The 22,208-nt window shown below is 55.2% G+C and carries 13 protein-coding genes and 3 pseudogenes; 9 read left to right on the top strand and 7 right to left on the bottom strand.

Annotated elements, in window-relative coordinates:
• Positions 1–353: 353 nt before the first annotated feature.
• The 6 genes and pseudogenes from PZL22_RS30210 to PZL22_RS30185 form a co-directional block, all read left to right on the top strand.
• Positions 354–671, top strand: a pseudogene (locus PZL22_RS30210) (integrase core domain-containing protein); the annotation flags it as partial.
• A gap of 567 nt (positions 672–1,238) precedes the next feature.
• Entirely contained in the window at positions 1,239–3,890 is a 2,652-nt protein-coding gene (locus PZL22_RS30205; RefSeq protein ID WP_153418835.1) for an AMP-binding protein, read from the top strand.
• A gap of 77 nt (positions 3,891–3,967) precedes the next feature.
• The gene (locus tag PZL22_RS30200) at positions 3,968–4,903 is read left to right on the top strand and encodes a PhzF family protein (protein ID WP_127584960.1); all 936 of its coding nucleotides are present in this window, start codon (positions 3,968–3,970) and stop codon (positions 4,901–4,903) included.
• Between the two features lie 418 nt (positions 4,904–5,321).
• Complete coding sequence (locus PZL22_RS30195; protein ID WP_127701837.1) at positions 5,322–6,548, top strand: ATP-grasp domain-containing protein; 1,227 nt, start codon at positions 5,322–5,324, stop codon at positions 6,546–6,548.
• 213 nt (positions 6,549–6,761) lie between these two features.
• On the top strand, positions 6,762–7,622 hold the full coding sequence (gene proB, locus PZL22_RS30190; RefSeq protein ID WP_192925930.1) for a glutamate 5-kinase: 861 nt from the start codon (positions 6,762–6,764) through the stop codon (positions 7,620–7,622).
• Between the two features lie 210 nt (positions 7,623–7,832).
• Positions 7,833–8,757 (top strand): annotated as a pseudogene (locus PZL22_RS30185) (IS630 family transposase).
• 12 nt (positions 8,758–8,769) lie between these two features.
• Here the strand turns inward: PZL22_RS30185 and PZL22_RS30180 are convergent.
• The 7 genes from PZL22_RS30180 to PZL22_RS30150 all read right to left on the bottom strand — a co-directional run bounded on the left by PZL22_RS30180 (position 8,770) and on the right by PZL22_RS30150 (position 18,641).
• The gene (locus tag PZL22_RS30180; RefSeq protein ID WP_088196393.1) at positions 8,770–9,384 is read right to left on the bottom strand and encodes a C39 family peptidase; all 615 of its coding nucleotides are present in this window, start codon (positions 9,382–9,384) and stop codon (positions 8,770–8,772) included.
• Positions 9,385–10,011: 627 nt separating this feature from the next.
• Complete coding sequence (locus PZL22_RS30175) at positions 10,012–11,838, bottom strand: CocE/NonD family hydrolase (RefSeq protein WP_164831290.1); 1,827 nt, start codon at positions 11,836–11,838, stop codon at positions 10,012–10,014.
• Between the two features lie 233 nt (positions 11,839–12,071).
• Positions 12,072–13,028, bottom strand: coding sequence for an ABC transporter permease (locus tag PZL22_RS30170; RefSeq protein WP_234836941.1), 957 nt, complete (start codon positions 13,026–13,028; stop codon positions 12,072–12,074).
• Positions 13,025–13,960 carry an ABC transporter permease gene (locus PZL22_RS30165; RefSeq protein WP_088196039.1) on the bottom strand — a complete coding sequence of 312 codons (936 nt, stop codon included), beginning with the start codon at positions 13,958–13,960 and terminating at the stop codon, positions 13,025–13,027. The genes PZL22_RS30170 and PZL22_RS30165 overlap by 4 nt, the downstream gene beginning before the upstream one ends.
• A 32-nt stretch (positions 13,961–13,992) precedes the next feature.
• Complete coding sequence (locus PZL22_RS30160; protein ID WP_234827290.1) at positions 13,993–15,744, bottom strand: peptide ABC transporter substrate-binding protein; 1,752 nt, start codon at positions 15,742–15,744, stop codon at positions 13,993–13,995.
• Positions 15,722–17,572 (bottom strand): ABC transporter ATP-binding protein, encoded by a 1,851-nt coding sequence (locus PZL22_RS30155; protein WP_127701710.1) that lies wholly within the window; start codon positions 17,570–17,572, stop codon positions 15,722–15,724. Before PZL22_RS30155 ends, PZL22_RS30160 begins: the two co-directional genes overlap by 23 nt.
• A 52-nt stretch (positions 17,573–17,624) precedes the next feature.
• On the bottom strand, positions 17,625–18,641 hold the full coding sequence (locus PZL22_RS30150) for a dipeptidase (RefSeq protein WP_088196390.1): 1,017 nt from the start codon (positions 18,639–18,641) through the stop codon (positions 17,625–17,627).
• Between the two features lie 620 nt (positions 18,642–19,261).
• Between PZL22_RS30150 and PZL22_RS30145 the strand changes: the two genes are divergently transcribed.
• The 3 genes and pseudogenes from PZL22_RS30145 to groES all read left to right on the top strand — a co-directional run bounded on the left by PZL22_RS30145 (position 19,262) and on the right by groES (position 22,143).
• On the top strand, positions 19,262–20,179 hold the full coding sequence (locus tag PZL22_RS30145; RefSeq protein ID WP_088196037.1) for a LysR family transcriptional regulator: 918 nt from the start codon (positions 19,262–19,264) through the stop codon (positions 20,177–20,179).
• A gap of 524 nt (positions 20,180–20,703) precedes the next feature.
• A pseudogene (locus PZL22_RS30140) lies at positions 20,704–21,550 on the top strand (IS630 family transposase); the annotation flags it as partial.
• Positions 21,551–21,846: 296 nt separating this feature from the next.
• A complete protein-coding gene (gene groES / locus PZL22_RS30135) occupies positions 21,847–22,143 on the top strand; it encodes a co-chaperone GroES (RefSeq protein WP_010968824.1) in 297 nt (98 codons plus the stop codon).
• The last annotated feature ends 65 nt before the right edge of the window (positions 22,144–22,208 follow it).

Below are 22,208 nucleotides of genomic sequence, written 5' to 3'. Positions count from 1 at the left end.
TGATCGTGCAAAAGGCGTGCCAGGCCGATGGGAGTTACTAAAATAATGCTAATGGCTGTTTTTCAGAGAGTTAGATCGGAAAGTGGCCGCACGGTTGAAGGAACAATCTGTGTCGTAAAGCCGACAAAGCGACGGGCAGCGAGGCGGGTTGCTTGTTGGAAAAGACAGAGTTCCCCCGAGCATTCCTTCTGCCCGCGTTAAAGCTCTGGCTGAGGTTCTATCCCTTCCGGCAATTTGCGAATTTGGATACGGGACGTCTCGTTTGACTACAGCATTGCCAACCCCCTGCGATTTTCCGCGACGGGCTCTCGAAAGACTGAAGACGATCCCTCGTTGATGTCCGTGTTCAAACTAACATGCTGTCCGAGCCCATCGAATGGCTCACCGACAACGGCTCCTGCTTTGTTGCCAGGGACACCGCATCCTTGCTCCGCGACATCGGCATGGAACCTTGCACGACACCGGTGCGAAGCCCACAGTCGAACGGCATGGCCGAGGCGTTCGTCAAAACATTCAAGCGCGATTACGTCTCGGTGAACCCAACCCCCGACGCTGAAACCGTCATGGCGCAACTGCCGTTCTGGTTCGAGCATTACAACAATCTTCACCCGCACAGTGCTTTAGGATATCAATCGCCGCGCGAGTTCATCAGCTCGCAATCTCAAACCTGAGCATGTCCGGTCTTTTGGGGGCAACTCCAGCTGTTGCGCATTCATGTGTCCGAACAACCGCAATGTTCCAAACAATGAAGAACCAAGATGGAGTGCCAACCATTATCAATCCACTCCTCGTGGCGCCCTCGCCGCGCCCTCGCCGGCAGATCGCACTGCCAGCCGGCGAGCGCTTGACATGCCCTCCCCTCTCCAAGATGCCCGCCATTGCAGCCGCGGCATTCTCCGCCCGATCATCCCAGAGTCGGATAAGGCGAAGAAACCCGGCCTCGAAAGCGAATGACTGCCGCAGCCATTCGACGTTGTCCGTCGCCTTTGTCGGCTCCTCGACACAGATTGTTCCTTCAACCACGCGGCCAATTTACGACCTAACTATCTGAAAGGTCTTCATCATCTTTATTTTTGTCACTCCTGCGGCTTGGCACGACTTTTGCACGATCATCCCGTGGGAAAGCATCCCGAAGAACCGAAATGGTCCGAACGAGGAAGGAAACAACATGGCAGCTCGAAAAAAGAGAGCGGTCTCCGTCAATCCTAGAAATCGCTGCGCTCCACGGGAGAACTAAAATGGAGAGTCCTACTGTGCATTCACTAATACCTATTCTGTCTGGTCCACGCCGGCCGTTGCGTTTCGGGCACGACAAAATAGCCAGTGTTATCGCCGAGACTTTGGATAAATTTCCGTCGAACACCGCTGTGCGAACGTGCGAGGGCGGTGACGTAAGCTACCGCGAGCTGGGGAGATCCGCTTCCCATCTTATGGGCCGCTTAGAGGCCATCGGCGTCCGCCCTGGTGATGCTGTCATTGTCAAACTTCCCCGATCAATTGACCTGGTCACTATCATACTTGCTACTCAGATGCTGGGCGTTGCCTTCGTGCCGGTTGATCCGTCGGAATCCGATCAGCGTTTGCACCAAATACTCCGCAACACGAGCCCCCATGCCATAGTCAGCCAGGAACCAGATGGTTCTTTACGCTTTGAACGCCTTACAACACGCGCCGGCATCAACTCAGCTTTCCCAGACATCGCGTACATCATGCACACCTCTGGGAGCACCGGAATTCCAAAAGCGGTGCCGGTCTCCCAACCAGCTCTCCTGAATTTTGTCGACTGGTATATCGACGTGATCGATTTCTCGGCGGACGCCAGCATCGCGCAACTGTCGCGGCCATCATTCGATTTCTCGATCCCTGAGTTTTTCGTACCATTTTTGACCGGGGGGAAAATCGTCTTGCCTGGCACGCAATTTCAAACGCAGATTATTCCAACAATTGAGTTCCTGATTCAGAGCAACGCGAACGTCATTCAGCTGGTTCCAACACTGTTACGCCGCTTCCTTGGAACTCTTGAGCGTCTCCCCTCCATTGCAGAGCGATTGACCAACCTCAAGTATGTCGTTTCCAATGGTGAACCGCTGCCGGATGCGATGAGGCGCCGGTTTTACTCGCTTCTACCCCATGCGACACTCATCAACAGCTATGGTCCTACCGAATGCTGTGTTGCCGTTAGTTATCACTATTGCCGTCGGGTTGATGCAAAGCTCCCAATGTACATCGGCAAACCAGCGCGCAACATGGACTTCTTCGTTCTCGATGAGAGCCAATCCAGCGTTGGGCTTGGTGTCGAGGGCGAGCTTTGGGTGGGAGGGGTGCAAACGTCTCAAAGATATGTGGCTAACGAAATTCAATCAAAACTACGCTTTGTACGAAATATGACTGCCACCGGCGAGCAAACGCTCTACCGCACTGGTGATTATGTTGTGGCAACTGAAGAGCAAGGATTGCGGTTTCTCGGAAGGAAGGATGATCAGATCAAATTTCGGGGGCTGCGACTGGAGAAGGGCGAAATTACCAGCGCGATCGACCGAACGCGTCTATGCACGGGCTCAGCAGTAGTCGTGGTAGATAGAGATGACGATACCGGCCAGGAGTTGGTCTGCATGGTGACGCCGGAGAGCGTCGACGTGGATGAAGTTCATCGGCGATTGTCGGGTGCGCTACCAAATGATCGTGCGCCGAGGCTCGTTCTGTCTCTTGAAGAGCTTCCGTCTAATGCGAATGGAAAACTAGACCAGAGCGCCCTTGAGGGGATTGCCAAAGAGGCGCTGAGGGCGAAAGCACAAACTCCCACACATCAGACCATAAAGGCAACGGAGTCCTCTTTGGACTGTTTGCTGAAAACAGTACACGCCGTCACGGGTCGGCAGGTTCTTCCCTACCTTACAGCTCGTGAGTGCGGTATCGATTCACTGAACTTCCTCGAGATACAGCTCAAGTTGGCAGAAACCGGCCTCATGTTCGGCAAGGACGTATTTCAAGAGCAGGACTTGCGAATCGAGGATTGGTCGAGGCGACTTCAACCGGTCGACCACCCCGGATCTCAAGCGGGAACCACGAGTAAGTGCGGACGCGCGGATCAGTTGAGGGACGAGCTCGTGCAAATTGTCGAATATGTTGAAACACGGGATCCCAGCATGATTGTCCTCCATTCATCGCTTGTAGCATTAAGAGATGTACCTGCAGCTGACGTAGCTTCCCTTCTGATTGAAGCGATCCAGCGGATCTCCGCAAGGACTACGGTTCTTCTGCCAGCCTTCACACTGAGTTATTGTTCCACACAGCGTTACCATTGGACGGAGACCAAGTCCGAAACAGGTGTGTTGGCCGATCTGGTGATGCAAAAGCTGCCCTCTGCGCGCACCAAACATCCCGCTTATTCTATGGTCGCGACCGGCCCGAGAAGCCACGAACTGGGCGAGAGGGACTGGTGGAAATGCAGTCCATTTGGTGACGATTCGATTTTTGGTGAGGTAAGCCGCTCAAATGGTTTGATCATCGGCCTTGGCACGTCAAACTTCACTCATGTGCACAGGTGCGAACTGCTAGCGCATGTACCTTACAGAAAGACAATCAACTTCCGCGGGCGGGCCGACTTCGGACGCGGCGCGATTGATGTCTCCACGGCGGTCTATATTCGCGACGTCAAGGGCCAACCCGAGTACTCTTTTCTCGCGCACGACACTTCGCGTGACGTCAGCGAAATGAGGGATGTTCTCCGCGAGTTCGCCATAGCGGGGACTTACGCGAGGTTAGTCGACGCAAGAGACATGGAGTCCAAACTGGTTCCCGTCATGGAATCTGAACCATATGGGTTCTTAGATGAGGACGCCAGAGCCGAGGCGCGGAATGCGTATCCGGTCAAACACTGGGTGGAATGACCACCCTGGCTTTGGAGCTGAAATGCCGGCTTTGGGAGACAATGACATGTCCTGCAACAACGGCCTGAGGATTTGAAATGACATCTGGAAAAGGATTTATCCTACCTCCGCTGTTGGGTGAGGGTAGGCGTGACGCTTGGCAATCGGACCGCGATTTACCGGCAGCGGTGGTCCATGCGTTTGCGGATGCCCGCTTCGCCGGCAACCCGGCAGCAATCGTGCTCTATGATGAATTTCCGGTGTTCACCGATTGCCTTCAATTAGCGCAGCGGCTTCGCCAGCCGGTTACAGTGTTTCTTCGTCCGCTCGAAGAGACGGGTCATTTTGAAATCCGCTGGTTCACGCAAAATGCCGAACTAGATCTCTGTGGACATGGAACATTGGCGGCCGCATATTGGCTCTTTCGTTCTGGTTACTGCCCGTCCAACCGAGTGTCTTTTCGCTCCCCGAAAGGGCTTCTCCACGCTTCGCTGAACGGCGATACTGTGCGCGTCGCTTTGCCGGGCATCAACACGGTGGCGGCTGATCCACTGGAATATGAAGCGGTGCAACGATGCATGGAGGTCCCAGTTAAGGAGGTTCGGAAGGCATATGACGATTACGTTGTCGTCGTCGCCAGCGAACGTGTCGTTCTTGACTATGAGCCAAACTTTCAAAGGATCTCCCAAATTGATTGCCGCGGTGTAGTTCTCACTGCTCTTGTCGACCCCGGCGGGCCCCTCAGGGAGTTCGACATCGTATCGAGATTCTTTGCGCCCAGAATCGCAATTAACGAGGATCAGGTCTGCGTATCTGCGCACTGCAAGCTCTATCCGTACTGGGCGAGGATTCTGGGTCGGACGGACTTGCGCGCTTTACAGGCATCAGAGAGTGGAGGAGTCCTCGAACTCTCGTTCTCAGATGGGCGTGTCATTGTCGGAGGAAGAGCCAAGTTAGGCTCAATCGAGAGCCGGAACGAAGGCACGCGCGATGCGGACCACGGATCGGCGTTCGCATGGAAACAGTCGAGGTGACCCTTTTCTAGTGCAAGATTGGAGACGTGCACTTCCCGCGGCCAACGCCGTCGCTTTGAGGTTTCTACACGGCCTCTTCGATCTGGCTGCCAAGTTGGCACAAGTTTTGAAGTTTCTCAAAGCGAGACGGCATAGCAGCCGACCGGGCACGCATGCGATCGCTGGAACGAGGGAGGAGCAAAGTGTCAAAGGTCAACATTGAGCCGAGAAGCGCTCTTTCGCACCATTCTCGATGTCTACCCCATCGAAGGACGGCAGGTAAACGCGGTGCCGAGATATCCAAGCAGGCATAATCGACTCTCGCTACGCTGACGATACCCTCACACCCTCTTTATAGACGTAAATTCTCACAAGGCCAAAGCTGATGCCGATATACGCTCCATCCCCAATGAAGACGCAAATGTCGAGGTTCCACCCAATGGCAAAACGGGTGCTCATCCTGATTGAAGGGTCAAGGGTCACTGGCCCGCTATACGTCCAAGCGGCCCAGCATCTTGGTCTTCATACAATTACCCTTTCCGCTGACCCAACGCAGTACGACTATATTGAGGAGAGAAACGGCACGGCTATCCGTGTCGATACAGGCAGTCTCGATGCGCTGATCGGCGAGTGTTCTCGGCTGCATGCATTGTATGACATTGCTGGTATTACGGGCGCTTTGGACTCGGTCTATGCGAATGTTGCCAAACTCTGCCAGTATTTCGATCTACCGGGACCCAACCCCGCATCCATTGAACGGTGCTGCGATAAGCTTACTCAACATCAGCTCCTAGCGCGCGCCGGTATTCCCATACCTGCATATCGCGTGGCAGCGAATGCGAAGGAGGTAGAAAGTGCTGTTGCAGAGATCGGGCTTCCTGTAATTCTCAAGCCAGCTGCCGGCAGCGGCAGTAGCGGTGTCCGATTGTGCTGCACCGTGGATGAGGTGAAAGATCATGCAACCTATCTGTTGGGTGGAACGCACAAACGGCAGTCTCCACCGGCAATCCTGGTCGAAGAATTCGCACAAGGTTCCCATTATGTAGCGCATGTAATGGGAACGAAGGTCATTGGGATTGAACTCGCGGACTTTCACCGTCCGCCACATTTCGTCTTTCGCCAGTCAACGTTTCCGGCTCAGCTGACTGAACACGAGCATGAGCGTGTCGCCGACGTTGCGCTAAGATCTTCGCAAGCTCTCGGCCTTGAGTGGGGGCCGACCAACGTAGAAATCCGATGGACAAAGCGCGGTCCAGTTGTCATTGAAGTCAATCCTCGTCTTGCTGGCGCCCCCGATTCTCAACTAGTGCAACTGGCTCATGGTGTCGATCTCATCACCGAGCACATCAAGCTTGTCATCGGAGAACAATGGGATTTGCGCAAAAGGTTTTCGTACACTGCTGCCGCTCGGCTCCTAAATCCCAATAACGATGGCACCCTCGATTGGATCCATGGTGTCGCTCGAGCGGCTGCTATACCAGGTATTGTCGAGGTGAAATTGTACCTTAAAGCCAACACGCCGGCCGTCAGAAGGGGTGACTACCGTGACTCGCTCGGACATGTCATCGCTGCGTCACCTACTCATTCCCAGACCGAAGCTATACTTCAGCGTGCCGTCGACTTGATTCATTGGTCGATCACACCGTTTCAGACCCGCGACGAATAGAAACAAACTGCGGTCTGCACTTCCCGCGTCAGCAAAACTGAAGCCGAACCTCAGGGTGATCCTCATCGGTTTGGTGCACTCAAGAGCCGGAGCGAAACGCGGTCGGACGGGAATGCCTACCTGCGTTTGGATGCAAGATAGCCGGGTTCGAAGCTCCGATAGTCTCAGGTTTCCGGCGGAGGTCTTGACGTTCAGGAGAAGGAGCTCAGAGAGATGTTCATACCCAACTCCAGCAAGAAAGAGTGTAGGTTAATGCTATCTGCTCGCCGTCTAATCGTGAAGATCGGCTCGACACTAATTGCCGATGCAGAGACCGGAGAGATTCACGGCCCTTGGCTTGAGAGGTTGATAGAGGATGTAGTACGATTTCTCAAACGCGGGCAGGAGGTGATCATCATTACGTCCGGCGCTGTCACGCTTGGATCATGTCACTTCACTCGGTCGGATGGACTTCTAGGAATTGGGAAGAAGCAAGCCGCCGCCGCCATTGGTCAGGTTCGCCTTATGCTTGCCTTTGAACAGAGTTTGAAGCGCAATGGGTTTGGCATGGGCCAAGTGTTATTAGCTCGCGAAGATTTTGATGACCAGCATCGTCGCGGAAATCTTCGGTCAACCCTCCAACAGCTTCTAAAAGTTGGAGCTGTGCCCGTTCTAAACGAAAACGATACGACCGCAGCCGTCGAGACCTGCTTTGGGGACAATGATCGGCTCGCGGCACAGGTTGCGCAACTTTTAGGCGCCGACCTCCTCATTCTGCTTTCGGACGTAGATGGTCTCTTTACGGAAGATCCGCACCGCAGTTCTTCAGCCCGTCTGGTGAGAGAGGTGCGACGCATTACTCCCGAGATAGAGGGCATGGCTGCCGATTCCGCGTCTGGCCGTGGTTCGGGCGGCATGGTGACAAAGTTGATGGCCGCGAGGATTGCTATGGACGCCGGCTGCATAATGGTCATTGCGAAGGGAAAGGAACCTTGTCCGCTCACCGCCATCGCGAACGGTGGGACATCCACATGGTTTCTGCCCCAAGTAGGTTCCCCGGCTGATCGGCCCATCGGTCAATGGAAAAGGCCATAGCCACAACACGAAGTTAGGCCCCGATTTACTTATCTCAGTCTCTGGGAACACCCCAGTAGCACTGCGTGGGACCGGCGCTGATCTGCCACGCCAACTTCCTCCAGATTCGATCTAGGGCGCGTCCGATGAAAGCGGAATCGGCGTGAGGATTCCAGAGCGTTCTGTGATTCCCTCATTCCCTCCTGCTGTCTTTGATTTGTCGGAGGGAATATGGCCCGAGCATTGAGTGATGATCTTCGCCACCGGGTTCTGGCTACGTCGGCTGGTGGGGTGTCCGGGCGGTCGGCTGCAGCGCGGTTCGGGATCGGGATTTCGACGGCGATTGCCTGGATCAGGTGAGCGCTGCCAAGCAGGGTCGACCTGGAGGTTCCCGTCTCGACGATCATGAGGCTTTCATCATCGGCATGATCGAGGCGTCGAAGGACATCACGCTGAACGAGATGGTTTTGCGTCTGAAAGAGGACCGATTTGTCCCTATCGGCCGCAGCACCCTCGACGTCTGGCTGCGCAAGCGCGGCTTCACATTCAAAAAAAGACTGCACATGCATTGGAGCAGGAGCGGCCAGACCTCCTGAAGCGGCGTCAGGACTGGTTCGATGCACAGCTTGATCTCGATCCAGCCCGCCTCGTCTTCATAGACGAGACGGGTCTTTCCACGAAGATGTCCCGGCTTCGCGGTCGCTCGCCGCGTGGAGAGCGTTGCCGATCGGGCGTTCCGCACGGTCATTGGAAAACTACGACGTTCACCGGGGCGCTCAGGCTCTCCGGCATGACCGCGCTGATGGTCCTTGACGGGGCGATGAATGGAGTGGCTTTCCGGGCCTATGTCGAGCAGGTTCTCGTGCCGACCCTCACACCCGGCGACATCGTCGTCATGGACAACCTGCCGGCCCACAAGGCAGATGGCATCCGACAGGCCATAGAAACCGCCGGCTGCACGCTGCTCTATCTCCCGCCCGACAGCCCCGACTTCAACCCGATCGAAAACGCCTTCTCAACGCTCAAGGCGCTTCTGCGGGCAAGGGCTGAACGCTCCGTCGACGCCCTGTGGAACACCGTTGGCGACATCGTCAAACTCTTCGAGCCGCAAGAGTGTGCGAACTACTTCGCAGCAGCAGGATATGACCCGGTTTAAAGTGGACGTGCTCTAGAGACTCACAACAATGCCGCGGTTGGCAAAAAAACGATCGAAGGTTGCCAATGGCAGGACGACATCGGCTCGAGTCGATGCATCATGGCCAGACGGATTGTGGAACTGCACGGCGTTACTCGTTGCGGCAGTTATCAATACCAGATGCCCGCCTTTCACGCTTGGGGAAGAATTTGGGAAGCGGATGTCACTATTTACAGAGGCGATCAGAAACTGCCACTCGGACAAGATCGTTGTTATCCTCGCCGCGTCTATACCTGTCATGGCCTCAGCTGCTATTCCAAAGCAGTCCACCACGAAGGAGACGAACGGGGTGTAGATCAAACCTCTGATTGAGGCGTCTTCTTTGTCTACAACGTATCCCCCATACGCGGTGCAGATCCGTGCAAGGCTTATCGTTGGATGGATCTCGCCGCGAACCGAAAGTATCATCTTCAGGCAAGCCATCCCGCATATGTTTACGCCCCAATGCGCATACTCCTCAACTGTGTCGGCACCGGAGTTCTTCCAGAGCGGATCCCGGAGCAGCGCTGAGGATCCCCCCGCATAAACGGACGTTGTCATGCCCGCCGTTTCCCACTGACTGAAGTAAGGCACTTTTGTTTCCTGCAGTTTCCTTACTCCCTCCTTGTTTAAAGACCCTGTGTCAGGTCTATCGTCGAAAATGGATTGCCTTCCAAGGGCCTCTCAGACGGGAGGACGAGCCGGTAGTCGTTCCTGTGAAGCATCGTTCAAAACGGATGTCTTCGAGACTCACCGCTTCTATCCTCACTGTCTAAATTAGGTGGATCTATCGAGCCCGCGCCTTACGTTCAATGTGGCCGTAAGTTCCGACATATGCGAAAGCGACCGCCGGATCTGAGGAGAATAGAGGACTGTGTCCTTTCAAAGGAGATGCGTTTATCTGCCAGCGGTGGACAGCCCTGCTTCAGCCAAGTTCTTGCGGGTGCGAAGAGCGGCCGCCAATGTGCGACACTCCACTAAAAGCAACGACACTCATAGTCAATCTTCCGAGTTTCCGCTGCTGCAAAATTCTGTAGCACGCGGGGGTATTCTGGTACAGGTAGTCCGATCAGGAGAGCGGCAAAGCTTCGACGCCCAACCAACACTTTAGCGTGCATTTCAAGGAACTGTGGCGATGGTCATTTCTATCCTAAATTGTTCATCTGTCTCTCGAAAGGATTCAGGATGATTGCTCGACCTCAAGCCTAAACCGTAAACACCCCCCCTGCCCCGAACCTACGAGAGCACGGGTATTCGAAGATGGGACGAGCACTCGCCACCGTGAAAGACCGTTTGGGTGGCCTTGATCGAAGAACCCGGCGTCCCTCCGCGATTTCGATTGCGCTGAAATTTGGGGAAATCCGCCGACGAGATGTCGAGCCGTAGCCGGTGGCCGGCAGCGAATCGATTGGCGGTCGCCCACAGATCGATCTCGAAGCGATAAACTGCGCGGGGTTCAAGCACCGACGGCTCGGAATCACGGTAGCGGGTTCGTAACACGCCGCTCTGGAGCTGTATGGCTCGACCATCAGGGAAGACGTCGCTGATGCGTCCGAAGAAGTCGGTCTCGAGCGCTGATGTGCTTGCGTAAAGAACCAGCGTGATTGGACCAACCACATCTACGTACTCGCTCAGGACGGGGGTTGTGAACGTGAGTACGTCGGAGCGATCCTGAACCGCGGAGATATCAACGCTGCCGGGCCGGTAGGTATTGGAAAGAATGCTGCCGCCTATGGTTGGCGTCGGATCGTCCGGATCATAAACGTAACTGTCGGACGCACTTTCAGTTGCGGCGATCCAAGCAAGCGCCCCTTCCGACACCAGGTAGAGATTTCGCCACTCAACCTCCCTCGGTGGCCAGACCGAACAGGTGCGCCACTCATTGGCTCCCATCAGATAGTAGGTAACGGGAGGCAACGCAGCAACATTGCGGTCCTTCATGGCGCGGTACCAGAACTGGAGTAACTCAGAATCTTTTCTGTAAATCCGCTGAAGGGCTGGAGACCGTTCCTCGCCTTCATGGTAACCGGGCTTGTTGTGGGCGGTTGGAGTGATCAACAGCCGACTTTCCCTGCGAACGGCCTCAGTTCCATGACTAATGAGCTGTTCCCAGCTAAAGAGTGTATCGCCCAGACACCAATCGTACCAACCAGTGATCATTAAGGCGGGTGCGTGAATAGCTTCGCAGAGCTGCTTCGTATTCTCTCGCGGGAACAAGAGCGCATCCGGGTCGATCTCGTGGCCAAAGAGGAAATTCAGCTTTGTTGTGCTGTCTGACGCGATGCAGTTTTCTCCCAAGGCTATTCGAAGCAGCGCGGCACGCTTGCCCGCCTCAAGTTTGTTATACGCTGTCCAAAGCCACTGCTTGCGCTTGCTGCTCGGAATTTTGGATAGTTCCGGAAAATAGCTCAAAAGGGCTTTTGGCAGTGGCACGTCCATCGGCTCATCAAAATAGCCGCTCGCGAGCGTCTCCTGCTGCATCCTAACTTCCATTTCGGCTTCAGATAACGGGACTTTGTCATTGCCCTTTCCGACTGTGCGAGAATAGGCGTTGACGTACATATGAAATCTTACACCATGGCTTGGCGCTACACCAAGGCCGGCTACCTCTGGCGCAATCGCCGTCATCATCGGATGAGCCGCCATGCAGAACTGGGTGGCGCCGTCGTATGATCCTCCCAACGAGCCAATGAACCCGTTGTACCAGACTTGACGCGTTATCCATTCGACGAAGTCGAAGCTGTCTTCCCACTCGTAGATGTAGAAATCCCATGTATCAGGCTCGCTCTCTCCGGTACCCCGTACATCCTGGCAAGCCACTGCGTAGCCGCGCTGACAAAGTGTCGTCGCGATCGCCGCATATGCACTGCGGCCATAAGGAGTACGCATGGCAATACAAGGTGCGGGTGTGACCGGTGGCATGTGTAGATGGGTTGCTAGCCGTATGCCGTCCCGCATGGTGACCCATTGCGTTTCGATCCTGATTGAATCTTCGGCATGAATTGGCGGGGTACTTGTTTCGCCCGCTAGGACCGCGGCGAAAGCAGGGGCGACATCCGTCAATCCACTCTGCCGAGATTGGCACGCACTGTCCATACCCGTGACTAATCCATGTGTTTCCATAGCAGCAAAAATCCTTTCGTCGAATCCGTGGATGGTGCTCGCTGACACGCGAGACGTGATCTTGCGTCCGCCGCCGGATACCAAACCGAAGGCAGCTTTGCCGGCTGGTCGAGGTTTAAAAGGGCCGACAAGAACTGTTGCGCTTCATTGGATTGCGACACAGCGCATGATCGTCAGGCATTTCTCGATCCGGCTAGAGTCGGGTCCAATATGTCGCGGAGGGCGTCCCCGATGACATTGAGACACAGCAGTGTCAGTCCGATGGCAAGCGCCGGGAAGATAAGCAGATGCGGGTAGGACTGCACTGATTTGATGCCATCACCTATCATCGTTCCCCAACTAGGCGTCGGAGGATCCACACCGATGCCGATGAAGCTTAAACCGGCTTCGAGCAGTATTGCATTTGGTACCACAAAGGTAATCGAAACGAGAATGACGGGAACGGTATTAGGTAGCAGATGTGATCGGATTATGCGCCAACCCGACGCGCCGGAGAGCCGCGCGGCAAGGACGTATTCGGCGTGTTTAAGGGAGAGAACTTGTGAGCGCACAAGACGCGACGTCGTGGGCCAGGAACTCAGGCCCAAGGTCAGCAGAACACCAAGGATGCCGCCCGACAACCTGTACAGCTCGGCTAACGGTCCCCAGAAGCCATGTACATCGCCGCTTAGATATCCCTTTACAAACGCCGCCATAAGAATAGCAAACAACATATCGGGGAAAGAGTACATAGCATCAACAAGTCGCATCATGATGCTGTCGGCCACCCCGCCGAGGTAACCGGAAATCGTCCCGATCATCACACCAATGGCAATCGCAACAATCGTGGAGGCGACTGCCACAAACAATGACACGCGGGCGCCCACCGCAATGCGAGCGAGAACGTCGCGACCAAGTTCGTCTGTTCCAAACCAATGGTGTGCTGATGGCAGCTCGTTGCGGTGAAGTACGTCCAGCCGATATGCGTCATACGGAAGCAGCGGCGCAAGAACGGCCAATCCAGTGACAATGGCAAGAAATGCAAGGCTAACCGCAAGAGCGGGGTTGCGAAACACGAACCGGCAAAATATGCAGCCGCGTCCTCCAAGGGCTCCCGGTTTAATCTTCTGAAGACCAATCGTGTCCATCATGCGCTCTCCAGGCGTACCTGTGGATCCAGCAGAAAATAGATTAGGTCCACCAAGATGTTGATCACGATAACCAACATTGCGTAAATCAGCGTCGTGGCGATGATGACCGGGTAGTCGCGGGCGGCGACTGCGAGCACCAAATACCGTCCAAACCCTGGTATACCGGCGATCGACTCCACGAAGAAGGAGCCCACTAAAATGCTCGATGCATAAGCCCCGACCACTGTGACCGTAGGCACCAGGGCATTGCGACTCATGTGATGGATGATGATGCTCATCGGCTTTAAGCCCTTCGCTCGGGCGGTTTTAATGAAGTCTAGGTTCATGACTTCAAGTAAGCTCGTCCGAAAGGATCTGATTACAGCACCAAGCGGAGCAAGTGCGAGCGACACTATGGGAACTATGGACGAGATTGAGAAGAAGCCTTCCCATCCAAAGGTTGGAACCCATCCAAGGCCCACCCCTAACGAGACAATCAGGATGGACGTAACCACGTAAGTTGGCATTGAAATTCCGACCGTGCTAATCACACGAACGGCGCCATCAACAATAGGCTTCCGGCTCAATGCTGCTAGTGCACCGAGTGGTAGTCCTAGAAGGACTGCTAGCAACATCGCCGCGCCGCCGAGCTTCAGTGAAACAGGTAAGAACTGCGCAACAATGTCAGAAACATTCATAGTCCGGTCTCGAAAGGATGGACCAAAGTCCCCACGGACTGCGCCTGAGAGGTAGCTAACGTATTGGACGTACAGTGGCGCATTTAGATTGTACTTCTCATCGAGCCGGGCCTTGACAGCAGGTTCAATCGGCCGGTTCGAGCTCGCGTCCCAAGGAGAACCAGGTGTCGCATGCGCGATGAAGAACACAAGCGTAAACGAAATCAGCAGGGTAGGAACGCCCGCCAATAAGCGTTTTATGACATAGATTAGCATTTTGGCATTCCTCCCTGATTGCCGGCAATCAGTTACCTCGAAGTTGCTTCCTCAAGGTGATACATGTCGAGCGTTCCCTCGTGTTTCAGACCATCAATGCGCGGTTTGACCATCCACAAAGAGGTTGGGTGATTGATAGCAATCATCGGCTGCTCGTCTTCGAGTTTTTTATTAGCTAACCGAAAGGCCTCCGACCTCTTTGCCGGATTCACCTCAGTGTTAGCTTTCTCCACCAGCGCGGCAAAATCAGCGTTGGAAAAGTGGTTCTGGCGGAAGTCCGATATGATCAAGTCGCCAAACCAGTTCATAGGGTCGGCATAGTCTGACCACCAGCCGCTTATCGCCATCTCATACCCATCCGTTTTGCGACTTTGTACCCATGCGCGATATGCATTCTCCTCAAGAACATCGATTGAGGACTCAATGCCGAGGTTTTCCGACCACATCTGCTGGAGAACCTGCGCGATTAGAGGCCTACCGTTATCGGACGAAGTCGTGATCGTGATCTGTGGGAACCCCTTTCCGTCCGGATACCCCGCCTCCGCCAGAAGTTTTTGAGCATCTTTGACCGATCCCCTTATTGCATCCTCCGAACTCCCTCTTAGAATTGAGTCCGGTACGATGGTCGCCGCTGCCTGCGCACCGCCACCGCTGGAAGCTTCGACGAGCGCTTTGCGGTCGATAGCGAGACTAAGGGCATGCCTAATCCGTTTATTGGCCCAGCGGGGATTGGCCATATCGAAATGCACCCACTCGCTCGCCGGGAGCGAGTATGAGTTAAGCTCGTTGCTAAGGTCGGGATCGGCCTTAATCCGAGCGATATCTTGGGAAGGCAAACATGTTGCAAAATCGATCTCGTCGGCTTCATAGGCTCGCAACTGCGCAGCGCATAGATCACCCGATGCGACAGTCATCTCGACGCGGGAGATGTTGGGCTTCACTCCGCCGTAGTATGGGTTTGCTTCCATCACGATCGACTGATCGTTAACGCGGCTCACCAGTTTATAAGGTCCGTTGCTGACGATATGCTCCGTTGAAATCCACGCATCCCCAAACTTCTCCACCAGCGCCTTCGGCACTGGCGTCAAATAGGGAAGACCGAGCTTGGCCCGGAAGTGCGGAGCGGCCTTTCCTGTCACGACCTGAAGAGTGTACTGGTCGATTGCTTTGATGCCGACCTGGGAAGCATCACTAAGCTCGCCCTTATTGTAGGCCTCGGCTTTCTCGATATCGCTAAGGAAGACGGCAACTTCGCTCGCTGTCTTGGGATCAAGAATACGCTTCCAAGAGTATTCCCAATCAGCAGCAGTAATTGGCTCACCATTGGACCATTTATAGTCTGGGTTCAGCGTAATGAGCCAGGTCCTCCCATCAGAGTCGAGTTCAATGCTCTTTGCCTGCAACATCTGAAGCTGCCCGTCGTCACCCAGCCGCGCCAGTGGCTGAAACAATTGCGCGTTGACATAAATCGAAGTGTCAGACGCAAGGTTTGGATCCATGAATCGCGGTTCCGCCACGATCATCCGAAGCACATCCTGAGAACCGGCAAACGCGCATTGCAATGAACCGGCCGATAGCGCTAAAGCGGAAGCCAAAAGAGCGACGGAAACCCGCGAGGTCCACTTGTGTGGATGCCGGAATTTGCCGGTGCCCTTCCCATGTCTGACTGCGGAAGTCCGGCTGAAGGGACTATTGTTCCCTTCGTTGATAGCGCACAGCATATTTTCGTTCCCCTTTTTGGCTAATGTGCATTTCCACACTTCAGGCTGCGAGGCCTGGTGCATCCTTTTTGTCCCACTCCTCTCCCCAGATCATCACAGCATGGCCTGGCGAGACTTCACGATACTGGCGCACGGGAGGAACATAATCTGCGGGCCTTATTGGATTCCGGATTTCATCATTCGTGAGGGAGCGCTTTTGCAGACGTCGTGAAGGATCCGCGATCGGCACTGCTGCAAGAAGACGCTTCGTATAAGGGTGCTGAGGGTTCTGGAAAATCGCTTGCCGCGGTCCAATTTCGACGATCTCGCCCAGATACATCACTGCTACTCGGTGGCTAATACGTTCCACGACGGCCATATCGTGAGATATGAACAGGTAGCTGAGCCCCATACGCGACTGCAGGTCCAACAGGAGGTTCACGACTTGGGCCTTTACCGACACGTCAAGCGCTGAGACTCCCTCGTCCGCTACAATCAGGCGCGGTTCAACAGCGAGCGCTCGCGCAATGCAGATCCTTTGTCTCTGACCACCTGAGAACTCGTGTGGAAGGCGCTTTGAAACGTCAGGGGAGAGGCCCACCCTCTCCAGAAGGTCCGCCACCTTGGCCCGAGCTTCCGAACGAGTTACAAGGCTTCTGGTGAGTAGAGGCTCGGCGATAGCTGAACCAACATCCATTCGTGGGTTCAACGATGCGAAGGGATCTTGGAAGATCATTTGCATTCGCCTGCGATGTTCGCGCAGTTCATAATGGCTTAGCTGCAAGACGTCCACGCCGTCAAGTAGCACCGAACCCGAGATTGGCTCCGTGAGTCGGACCACGGATCGGCCCGTCGTCGACTTACCGCATCCCGATTCACCCACCAACGCTAATGTCTCGCCGGCTCTGAGGCTGAACGAAACATTCTCGACTGCATGTACACGACCTTTGATCGAGGCGAGGAAGCCGGATCGGATATCGAAACGCGTCGTCAAGCCTGCGACTTCCAGCACCGGGCGCTCGGTTTCCTTAACAGTGTTCGGACCCTCGGCTGGCACGTCTGGCTCACCCGTTGACTTATCTACAACTGGAAAGCGGGTCGGCCTATTACTGGCAATCATAGAGCCGAGCTTCGGAACGGCAGCGAGCAAGGAACGGGTGTAGGGATTCCTGGGGCGATGAAAAATGTCCTCAGTCGCCCCTGCCTCGACCGCACTGCCTCTAAACATTACAACCGTTCGATCGGCTATTTCTGCGACTACACCCATGTCATGGGTGATGAAGAGGACGGACATGTCCCGTTCCTCTTGCACTTCCTTGATCAACTCAAGAATCTGAGCCTGAATAGTCACGTCGAGAGCCGTAGTCGGCTCATCGGCAATCAACAGTTTGGGCTTACCTGCCAGTGCCATTGAGATCATCACGCGCTGACGCATGCCACCGGAAAATTGGTGCGGATATTCATGAAAGCGTGACTTCGCTCCCGGGATCCGTACTTTCTCCAGAAGGCGGATGGATTCCTTTTCAGCCTCAGAGCGGGACAAGCCGCGGTGCCTTATAAGCACTTCGGCGATCTGGTAGCCGATCGTTAGGACCGGATTTAGCGAGGTCATCGGCTCTTGAAAGATCATGGCGATTTCATTGCCGCGAACCCGGCGCATACCAGGCTCAGGCAAGGTGAGCAACTCGTTCCCGTTCAGCTTGATTGAGCCTTCTATCCTGGCGGCGCCAAACGCATTGAGACGCATTATCGAAAGCGCGGTTACACTTTTCCCAGAACCGGATTCGCCAACAATGGCGACGGTCTCCTTACGACCGATGGCGAATGAGACGTCATCGACGACAGGCCTCCAAACTCCCCCCACTCGGAAGGATGTAACTAGGTTTGAGACAGAAAGAACAGGCTGTGTCATAGCTTTCTACACTTCACATCAAGTGCATCGAAGGTTCTTACGAGGGAAGCGTTCACTCGCCCCACACCTCTTGGAACACGCGTAGCCAATTCAAACCTAGGATCTTGCGAACATCACCTTCCTTGTATCCGCAGCGTAGGAGACCCGCGGTTAGTCCTGAGAGCATCGCGGGCGTCTCGATTTCCGGAAGGTTGTAATGGGGTGGCCGAGGATATACTTGAGGGTCCCAATCGCCAGCGCTTACGAAACGCTCCCACTCTTGAATGGCTGTTTCCACGTTGGAAAATGGTAGCGTCCCCCACCAATAGTCCAGGCCGAGAGCCACGTGATCAATACCGATTAACGAAACGAAATGATCAATGTGAGCAATTAAGTGGTCGAGCGAAGGGCGCGCCGCTGCCCCGTTAGCGGGAACTAGGAACTGCGGCACCGCTGTGACGCCTACCAGCCCGCCCGTGGCGGCCACCGCCAGGGCTTGATCGTCCTTGATGTTTCGCCTGCTGGGAAACAATGCAGCCGAATTGGAGTGGGAGAATACTGCGGGCCTCGTTGTCAACGAAAGCGCGTCCATCGTAGTTTTGTACCCGGTGTGCGTGCAATCGACGACCACTCTACATTCGTTAAGCCTTTTAACAAGATTCTTGCCGAACTTGCTCAAGCCCGCGTCGACTTCTTCCTCACAGCCATCGCCAACATAGTCTTTCCTGTTGTAGGTTAGCTGAACCATCCGCACGCCGACGGCCTGAAACGCGTCTACAAGATGGAGATCTGTCCCAAATGGCCCGGTTCCCTGAAAATGGAAGAGGATTCCCATTCGCCCTTGTCGTTTGGCTCTCTCGATGTCCGCGGCGACGGTCACTAACGTGAGATCCTCACGCGAGCGGATCAGGTGCAGCCAACGCGCGATGGTTCCAAGCGCAGTTGCAGAAGTCTCGCCGCCCACAGCCACGGTGGGCGCGACACAGGTGACCCCGCCCGCGATGTAAGTGTCAACATGCTCCAGCTTTTGCAGCAGTGGCGCCACGGCATCAATTAGGATCGCATCGCGGTGAATGGTCTCTGTGTTCATCCAAGCCTCCATCAGCCTTGCTTGCACTCTAGTTGGATCTGTCAAACGTTTTGTAGATTGCTGCAATTGGGACAAAAAATTGCGGTATTTCAGAACCGTTGCCTCTCCGCTCGATATACCCTGTTCGGGAAGGCCTTTTGTTAAGTCTGCTAGCGTTAATGCCGAGGGACTCCGCCTCTGCCCGGGCGTACGGCAGCTCACTCCCCCGGACAGCTGCGACTATGTCCGAGGTGAGTTGAACTACTATTCATGTTTGTTCCCCTCGCATCAGGAGTTATTCCGCGAACGGTATGAACGAAATATATGCGCGTCAAATCGTAAATTAGTGTCGCATTAATGCCTAATCAGTATTAATTCGTCACCTTGACCTTTGACTCTGAATCTGATCCTCAGCATATTTATCACGAAGTCCGACGACGAACTGATCAATGAGCACCATTTTTCATCCGAGACTGTGTTGGCAGCGATCCCGAGCATAATTGCACTCCCAGTTTGGTGGCAGCGGTGGCGTCATTACCCCGGCAGCTTGATCTGTCTGCGTGCGCCCTTCGCGGCACCGCCGGTTGGAGCGTGGCCGCGGCTAATATCAAAGTTGATGCGATTTCCCGAGCGAGGAATCAATGAAGGTGGAAATGCGACACATTAAGGCCTTTCACGCGGTCGCAGAGAGTCTCAGCTTTAAGTTGGGATCGGAGAAGCTCAACACAGCTCAGCCCGCTGTCAGCAGGACGATCAAGGACCTGGAAGAAGCCCTTCGAGTTACACTTTTTCAAAGGACAACTCGATCCACGCTATTGACCGATGCTGGACGGGTCTTTCTCAAATGCACGAAGGGTATCGTTGCTGACCTCGATCGTGCGATCGATCTCACCCGCAAAACGAGTCATGGGGTCATTGGCGAACTGCGCATTGGGTTCAATGATTTCGCCATAAACGGAAGCTTGCCTGGAGTTGTCCGCGCGTTCCGAAACAGTTTCCCGATGATTGAGGTCCATTTGGTCGACTCAACTACTCCTGAATCAGTGGAACAGGTGATCGACAACCGGCTCGATATCGCATTCGTAGCTGGTTTCTATCCTCGCCCCGAACTGGGTCATAAGCTCGTTCGGCGAGAACATCTGATTTGCATCGTTCCGGCCGATCACCGGCTGGCGCAATGTAAGATGGTCCAGATGTCGGAGTTAAAGGCCGAGCCATTTGTAATGGGTCGCTGGGAGACCTGGAAAAGCTATAATCGATCGATCATGTCGTATTGCCTCGAACATGGCTTCACACCGAACGTCATTCAACAAGCTGAGCATATTGATGGATTGGTAGGTTTTGTTGGCGCCTCTATGGGGATCTGCATTCTGCCGACAGGGAACTGGACGAGCGCAATGACTGGGATAGTGGGGTTGGAACTGGTGGACCCGGCTCCAGAGGTCAGGACTGATCTTATTTGGAACATCCAGCGGGCTGGATCGCAGGCTATAGGCAATTTCATCGAGGTTCTCGACTCCCATAATAGAGGCGGGCCTGCGTCGCTGGCCGCAACTTGACTGGCAACGACCGTCAAGCTGCCCGCCCTCACAGCCTCTAATCGGCCTGTCGGGACCCCGCGCAGAGCCTATGAAGCGGACCGGGTTTGCGTTGGTCTAAGTCAAATAGCCATGGTCGGCTCGTCCAGCGTGAGGTGGTTCTGCTCCTGGGCTTAGGCTGGCGCGATGTTCCATGGGCTCGAGGAGCCGTCGATGGTTGGTCGGCCAATTCGCGGCGGCTAATTTAACTGCTTCGAAACTGCGCCGCCGATGGAGACTCGGACTTGTGGAGACGTTGACGGTTTCGGCGAAGGCGTTGTCGTAGCTGTGGTCGACGATTTAGACGGAAGGCATGGTTCTCGCCCCGGTGGATTGGGCTTGGCTGCACTGCACATAGGTCTGATCCCCGAACCTTACCGTGCTCATCAATGAACGAAATCCTCGTTCTAGAGCGCGTCCGATGAAAGCGGAATCGGCGTGAGGATTCCAGAGCGTTCTGTGATTCCCTCATTCCCTCCTGCTGTCTTTGATTTGTCGGAGGGAATATGGCCCGAGCATTGAGTGATGATCTTCGCCACCGGGTTCTGGCTACGTCGGCTGGTGGGGTGTCCGGGCGGTCGGCTGCAGCGCGGTTCGGGATCGGGATTTCGACGGCGATTGCCTGGATCAGGTGAGCGCTGCCAAGCAGGGTCGACCTGGAGGTTCCCGTCTCGACGATCATGAGGCTTTCATCATCGGCATGATCGAGGCGTCGAAGGACATCACGCTGAACGAGATGGTTTTGCGTCTGAAAGAGGACCGATTTGTCCCTATCGGCCGCAGCACCCTCGACGTCTGGCTGCGCAAGCGCGGCTTCACATTCAAAAAAAGACTGCACATGCATTGGAGCAGGAGCGGCCAGACCTCCTGAAGCGGCGTCAGGACTGGTTCGATGCACAGCTTGATCTCGATCCAGCCCGCCTCGTCTTCATAGACGAGACGGGTCTTTCCACGAAGATGTCCCGGCTTCGCGGTCGCTCGCCGCGTGGAGAGCGTTGCCGATCGGGCGTTCCGCACGGTCATTGGAAAACTACGACGTTCACCGGGGCGCTCAGGCTCTCCGGCATGACCGCGCTGATGGTCCTTGACGGGGCGATGAATGGAGTGGCTTTCCGGGCCTATGTCGAGCAGGTTCTCGTGCCGACCCTCACACCCGGCGACATCGTCGTCATGGACAACCTGCCGGCCCACAAGGCAGATGGCATCCGACAGGCCATAGAAACCGCCGGCTGCACGCTGCTCTATCTCCCGCCCGACAGCCCCGACTTCAACCCGATCGAAAACGCCTTCTCAACGCTCAAGGCGCTTCTGCGGGCAAGGGCTGAACGCTCCGTCGACGCCCTGTGGAAGGCATAGTAGGGTTCATTGTCGGTCATGACGCGCCCTCCGGCAATACCGAGGCTGGCATGTAAGCCAGCTCCGCTTCGAGAAAGGCAATGGCGCTTCCACCATGCATGCCCAATCCGGACATAAGAGGAAATCGGCAATCCCATGCATTCGGTCGGCCTGTCCCGTTGGGAATTTGCCCTGACGGGCACGAGAGCCGGGGCGCTCTGCGCCACGGAGCTAGCACTCTTGTGTAAAGAGTGCTAACAACCACCACCGGGTCGTTCAAATATCCGTACTGTCAATGATCGAGGGATTAGACAATGGCAAGCACCAATTTCCGTCCGCTGCACGACCGCGTTGTCGTCCGCCGCGTCGAGTCTGAAGAAAAGACCAAGGGCGGCATCATCATTCCGGACACCGCTAAGGAAAAGCCGCAGGAAGGCGAGATCGTGGCTGTCGGTTCGGGTGCCCGTGACGAAAGCGGCAAGGTCGTTCCGCTCGACGTGAAGGCTGGCGACCGCATCCTGTTCGGCAAGTGGTCCGGCACCGAAGTCAAGATCAACGGCGAAGACCTTCTGATCATGAAGGAAGCCGACATCATGGGTGTCATCGGCTGATCGCCGGCAACCCTTCAAACTTCCGCAATTTGAAACCGGACCAGTTCCGGAATTTCGAAACCAGG

Origin of the sequence: Ensifer meliloti, from assembly GCF_030064585.1 — a bacterium.
GTDB classification, from domain to species: domain Bacteria; phylum Pseudomonadota; class Alphaproteobacteria; order Rhizobiales; family Rhizobiaceae; genus Sinorhizobium; species Sinorhizobium meliloti.
The sequence above is the reverse complement of the archived record's forward strand: the minus strand, read 5'-3'. Positions and strand labels throughout refer to the sequence as shown.

Bases quoted from the DNA above. Each gene is read 5' to 3' on its own strand.
- PZL22_RS30205 (WP_153418835.1), top strand. From the start codon at position 1,239: ATGGAGAGTCCTACTGTGCATTCACTAATACCTATTCTGTCTGGTCCA.
- PZL22_RS30150 (WP_088196390.1), bottom strand. From the start codon at position 18,641: ATGAACACAGAGACCATTCACCGCGATGCGATCCTAATTGATGCCGTG.
- PZL22_RS30170 (WP_234836941.1), bottom strand. From the start codon at position 13,028: ATGATGGACACGATTGGTCTTCAGAAGATTAAACCGGGAGCCCTTGGA.
- groES (WP_010968824.1), top strand. From the start codon at position 21,847: ATGGCAAGCACCAATTTCCGTCCGCTGCACGACCGCGTTGTCGTCCGC.
- proB (WP_192925930.1), top strand. From the start codon at position 6,762: ATGTTCATACCCAACTCCAGCAAGAAAGAGTGTAGGTTAATGCTATCT.
- PZL22_RS30160 (WP_234827290.1), bottom strand. From the start codon at position 15,744: ATGCACCAGGCCTCGCAGCCTGAAGTGTGGAAATGCACATTAGCCAAA.
- PZL22_RS30145 (WP_088196037.1), top strand. From the start codon at position 19,262: ATGAAGGTGGAAATGCGACACATTAAGGCCTTTCACGCGGTCGCAGAG.
- PZL22_RS30200 (WP_127584960.1), top strand. From the start codon at position 3,968: ATGACATCTGGAAAAGGATTTATCCTACCTCCGCTGTTGGGTGAGGGT.
- PZL22_RS30195 (WP_127701837.1), top strand. From the start codon at position 5,322: ATGGCAAAACGGGTGCTCATCCTGATTGAAGGGTCAAGGGTCACTGGC.
- PZL22_RS30165 (WP_088196039.1), bottom strand. From the start codon at position 13,960: ATGCTAATCTATGTCATAAAACGCTTATTGGCGGGCGTTCCTACCCTG.
- PZL22_RS30155 (WP_127701710.1), bottom strand. From the start codon at position 17,572: ATGACACAGCCTGTTCTTTCTGTCTCAAACCTAGTTACATCCTTCCGA.